The sequence below is a fragment of the uncultured Romboutsia sp. genome, from assembly GCF_958366745.1.
Classification (GTDB): domain Bacteria; phylum Bacillota; class Clostridia; order Peptostreptococcales; family Peptostreptococcaceae; genus Romboutsia; species Romboutsia timonensis.
On the sequence record NZ_CATXCO010000174.1, the window covers coordinates 1 to 5,109 of the forward strand.

General features: G+C 25.3%; 6 protein-coding genes. All 6 read left to right on the forward strand.

Translation table 11 applies throughout. From position 1 onward, the window contains the following. The first annotated feature begins 263 nt into the window (after positions 1 to 263). On the forward strand, positions 264 to 422 hold the full coding sequence (locus tag Q5F54_RS10380; protein ID WP_143023190.1) for an ABC transporter ATP-binding protein: 159 nt from the start codon (positions 264 to 266) through the stop codon (positions 420 to 422). An 80-nt stretch (positions 423 to 502) separates the two neighbouring features. Beyond that, positions 503 to 1,381 (forward strand): ion channel, encoded by an 879-nt coding sequence (locus Q5F54_RS10385; protein ID WP_288248736.1) that lies wholly within the window; start codon positions 503 to 505, stop codon positions 1,379 to 1,381. Between the two features lie 216 nt (positions 1,382 to 1,597). Beyond that, on the forward strand, positions 1,598 to 2,263 hold the full coding sequence (locus Q5F54_RS10390; RefSeq protein WP_302334383.1) for a B3/4 domain-containing protein: 666 nt from the start codon (positions 1,598 to 1,600) through the stop codon (positions 2,261 to 2,263). Between the two features lie 89 nt (positions 2,264 to 2,352). Then, on the forward strand, positions 2,353 to 3,630 hold the full coding sequence (locus tag Q5F54_RS10395; RefSeq protein WP_281537787.1) for a methionine gamma-lyase family protein: 1,278 nt from the start codon (positions 2,353 to 2,355) through the stop codon (positions 3,628 to 3,630). Between the two features lie 306 nt (positions 3,631 to 3,936). Continuing rightward, positions 3,937 to 4,494, forward strand: a complete 558-nt coding sequence (locus Q5F54_RS10400) for an NUDIX hydrolase (protein ID WP_071120215.1) — start codon at positions 3,937 to 3,939, stop codon at positions 4,492 to 4,494. Positions 4,495 to 4,563: 69 nt separating this feature from the next. Next, positions 4,564 to 5,109 (forward strand): LacI family DNA-binding transcriptional regulator (locus Q5F54_RS10405; RefSeq protein ID WP_302334384.1); only part of this gene is annotated, 546 nt, incomplete at its 3' end.

Below are 5,109 nucleotides of genomic sequence, written 5' to 3' on the forward strand. Positions count from 1 at the left end.
TGGTGAGAACTTTGCATTATTAGCTGAGGTTATAGAGTTTTTAAAGAAAAAAAGAAAGAAAGAAGAAAATAAGGAAAATTTAAATATAGATGATGATATGGTAAAGAGAAAAAGAACACCAAAAGTTAAGGGTGCATTTTAAAATATAAAATATCTTAAATTAAAAAGTGTAGATAACTATAAATTATCTACACTTTTATTATGAGGAAGAAATATTGTAAAAGTAGAACCTTTATAAACTTTAATAATTAGAAGACTTTTCAATGGCAGAGATAAATAAATTCTCAACTTCAAGTTTGATAACACGTTCTACTAATGATATAACAGAACTTCAAATATTAGTTTCAATGGGGCTTCAAGTACTTACAAAAGTACAAATTACTGATATATGGTCAATTTGCAAGATAGTAGGAAAGAGTTAGCAATGGACTACTGATACTGATGTACTTATATTGTTATTAATAAATGGGAAACATAAGAAAAAAGAAATTTGGGTGATTATATGATAAATATTTTAACTTTAGCAATTACCATATTTTCTATAATTATGATTTCTTACAAAAGAGTAAATTTAGAAATATTAAAAAAACTAAAATCATTAATTTATAATATAAACAAACAATATATTGATTTTTTTAAAGGAAAAAAATCAGAGTTTAAAATATGGCAACTAATAATTTTTATTATTTCACAAGTATTTGTAGTATTTGCTATAGTGAGACGTTTATTTGAAGAAGTCTATAAATACGTAAGTGATAATTACATAGTAGCTGTGAAAATATCTACTTATTTAATAATATTTATAATTTTATATTTTATAGTAGGATACATATCATATTCTAGTAAAAAGATTTATAAATATTTATATAAAATAGAAGATAAAAATACAAAGACAGATTTATTGATAAGTTATTTTATAATTAGTACGTATATGACGATTTTAGTATTATTTCCAAATAAGTTTAGTGAAATTTACAAGATTGGTTTAGTTGGAGTAGGTATAAGTTATATTTTAAATTTAAAAGTATTAATAAGGGTAATTAGGAGTCCAGAAATTATAGAAGTAGAAATTGAAAATGGTTCAAAAATAAAATTTACTGATGTAAGTATAGTAGCTATAATTTTGCTAATTATGGTTATTTTTAGTTTATATTTAGGAGTGTGCTTTATAAATAGTGGTGATATAGGAGTGTATACAAACAATCCTACATATTATGATTTATTTTATTATACTATAATTACATTTTCTACTATAGGATATGGTGACATATGTCCAATATCGCCAGTAGCAAAATTTATGAGTATGGTAATTTCACTTACAAGCTTTATATGTCTTACTATATTTGTATCTTCTATATTATCTTATAAAAGTGAGCAATGATTATAAAATTTTATATGTAATTATTAAAAAAATAAATAGGATATGCATATGGTATACATACCCTATTTATTTTTTATTTAATAAATGTATAAAAATAAAGAATAGTCACCTATTTAAAGGTATAAAAAATAGTGATAAAATAAAAGATATTAAAATCATTTTATAAAAAGGTATTAACTTTTAAGTTATATTGAAACGTATAGATGGAGAATTCATATGATAAATATAAACATAGATAAAAAATTAAGCGATAAAGTAAATGTACATATAGCCTCAATAGAAGCTAAAGTGAAAACAAAAGAATCAGATAAAGAACTATTAGAATTAATAAATAAAAAATGTGAAGAAATAAAAGAAAATATAAAATTTGATGAAGTAATAAAATTAAAGAATATATTATCATCAAGAAATGCTTATAAAAAATTAGGTAAAGATCCAAGTAGATATAGATTATCATCAGAATCATTAGTTAAAAGAGTAGTTAAAGGAAATGACTTATATATAGTTAACAATATAGTAGATATAAATAATTTAATATCACTACATACTTGTTACTCAGTAGGAACTTACGACCTAGATAAAGTAAAAGGAAGTATAACTTTTACAGTAGGTGAAGAAAATGAAAGGTATGAGGGAATAGGAAGAGGTAGTATAAACTTAGAAAACTTACCTGTATTTGAAGATGAAAAAGGTAAATTTGGTAGCACTACATCAGATTCTGTTAGAGCAATGATAACAAATGAGACAACTCATATATTAATGAATATAATAGCTTTTGAAAAAGATGAAAAGCTAGAAAGATACATAGAATATTCAAAAGCATTACTAGAAAGATTTGCTGATGCAACTATTATAGATACTAAAATAACAAAATGTAAATAAGTAAATTATAGTTAATTCCCTAAAAATTGACTATAAATACATACTATGATAGAATTTTAAGGATAAAATTAAAAAGACAGGTGGATATTATGTTACAAGAAACTAAAGAATTATTAAAAGGATTTTACGGTTTAGATGACGAAACATTTAAATTATCTGAAGAAGTAATGAATGATATAAAACACAAATTTGATGAAATAAAAGAAATAAGAGAATATAATCAATATAAAGTATTAAAAGCTATGCAAGAAGCTAATTTAAGTGATAACCATTTTAACTGGACAACAGGATATGGTTATAATGATTTAGGTCGTGAAAAAGTAGAAGAAATATATGCAAATGTATTTGGAGCTGAAGATGCATTAGTTAGACCTATAATAGTTAATGGAACTCATGCTTTAACTCTTTGCTTACAAGGAATACTTAGACCAGGTGATGAAATATTATCAGTTACAGGTAAACCATATGATACATTAGAAGGTGTTATAGGAATAAGAGAAGAAAAAGGATCTTTAAAAGAATTTGGTGTTATATATAATCAAGTTGATTTCTTAGAAAATGGAGATGTTGATTTAGAAGGAGTCAAAGAAAAGATAAATGATAAAACTAAAATGGTATTTATACAAAGGTCTAAGGGATATTCTTGGAGAAAGTCTCTTACAATAGCTGATATAAAAGAAATAGTAGATGTAGCAAAATCTGTTAAAGAAGATGTTATAGTTATGGTTGATAACTGTTATGGAGAATTTATAGAGACTAAAGAGCCAACAGAAGTTGGTGTTGATATAATGGCTGGATCACTTATCAAAAATCCAGGTGGTGGACTTGCTTTAACTGGAGGATATGTAGCTGGTAGAGCTGATTTAGTAGAACTTATATCATATAGACTTACAACTCCAGGTATAGGTAAAGAATGTGGTTTAACATTTGGTACAACTAGAAATGTATTACAAGGATTCTTTATGGCTCCATATGTAGTTTCTCAAGCTTTAATGGGTGCAATATACTGTGCTAGAATGTTTGAAAAAATGGGATATGAAGTACTTCCAAAATACGATGATGTAAGAAGTGATATAATACAAATAGTAAGACTTAAAAATGCTGAAGAAGTTATAGCATTCTGTCAAGGTGCTCAAGCTGCAGCTCCTGTTGATTCATACGTTAAGCCAGTTCCTTGGGCAATGCCTGGATATGACAGTGAAGTTATAATGGCTGCAGGTGCTTTTGTTCAAGGTTCTTCTATAGAGCTTAGTGCAGATGCTCCTATAAAGCCACCATATAATGTATACTTCCAAGGTGGACTTACTTTTGACCATTCTAAGATGGGAACATTAAAAGCTATAGAGTATATGAAAAAGTCAAAATAATTTTTTGAGCAATGGATGTATCCGTAGCGGTAGCAAGGATATATCGTTGGCGACATGAAGTGTTTCGCCGACACGTCGCTCAAGAGAAGCGAATTTTTTATAAAATATAGAATAAGATTGTACAAGCTTTAATATAATTATACTAAATAATATATTAAGCAATATAGAGTTAATAATTAAGATTCAAATATATTAACAAGAATAAAATTATGTAAACTAAAGTGTAAAACTTTAATATTTAAATAAATTAGGGATTATGACTAAAAGTTTAAAAGTTATAGTCCCTTAATATGTAGGGGGCAAAATATGGAATGGATAAAACAAATAGAAAAATATAATCCTGTTGATGAACAAGAGAAAAAAGATAAAGAAATTATATTAGACTTTATAAATAAAAATGATGATGTTTTAGTTAGAGATAATGAAATAGCACATATAACAAGTTCTGGATTTATAGTAAATAAGTTAAGAACTAAGGTTTTAATGATACATCATAATATATATAACTCATGGGGATGGACTGGTGGACATGCTGATGGTGATAGTGATTTAATTAAAGTATCTATAAAGGAAGCTAAAGAAGAAACAGGTATAAAAGAAGCTAGACCTATAACAAATGATATATGCTCAATTGATATACTACCAGTAAATGCTCATATAAAAAGAGGAAAGTATGTAGCAAGTCATCTTCATTTATCAGTAGCATATATTTTAGAAGCAGATGAAAATGAAGAGTTAGTTGTTAAAGAAGATGAAAATAGTGGTGTTAAGTGGGTTGATATAGATAAGGTATTAGACTTAACTAATGAAGAGTATATGAAAAATGTTTATAAAAAATTAATAGATAAAAGTAAAATGTATTAAATAATTTCTCAGTAGTTATATAATATGAATCAATATATATATAAATTGATATTAGGATGATAAATATATATGAATATAAATAAAATAGCAGAGTTAGCAGGTGTATCTAGAACAACAATATCTAGATATTTAAATAATGGATATGTTAGCGAAAAAAATAGAAAAAAAATACAGAAGATAATTGATGAAACTGGTTATGTACCATCATCTTTTGCACAGACATTAAGAACAAAAAAAACAAATTTAATAGGAGTTATATTACCTAAAATAAGTTCATCTACAATTAGTAGAATTGTAGATGGTATTAGTACAGAATTAAAAAAAGATGGATATAATGTACTTTTAGGAAATACAGATTTAGATATAGAAAAAGAAATAGATTATTTAAATATATTTAAAAATAATGAAGTAGATGGAATAATATTTTTAGCTAAGACAATTAGTAATAGACATTTAGAAATAATTGAAAATTTAAAAATTCCAATAGTTATTATTGGACAAAATATAGAAAACTATTCTTGTGTATATCATGATGATTATGATGCAGCTTATTTTGTGGTAGATGAATTAATCAAAAGTAAGTGTAGTCAAATAGGATTTATAGGTGTAGGAGAA

Excerpts from the sequence above, each read along its gene's own strand:
- Q5F54_RS10380 (WP_143023190.1), top strand. The coding sequence starts at position 264 with ATGGCAGAGATAAATAAATTCTCAACTTCAAGTTTGATAACACGTTCT.
- Q5F54_RS10385 (WP_288248736.1), top strand. The coding sequence starts at position 503 with ATGATAAATATTTTAACTTTAGCAATTACCATATTTTCTATAATTATG.
- Q5F54_RS10390 (WP_302334383.1), top strand. The coding sequence starts at position 1,598 with ATGATAAATATAAACATAGATAAAAAATTAAGCGATAAAGTAAATGTA.
- Q5F54_RS10395 (WP_281537787.1), top strand. The coding sequence starts at position 2,353 with ATGTTACAAGAAACTAAAGAATTATTAAAAGGATTTTACGGTTTAGAT.
- Q5F54_RS10400 (WP_071120215.1), top strand. The coding sequence starts at position 3,937 with ATGGAATGGATAAAACAAATAGAAAAATATAATCCTGTTGATGAACAA.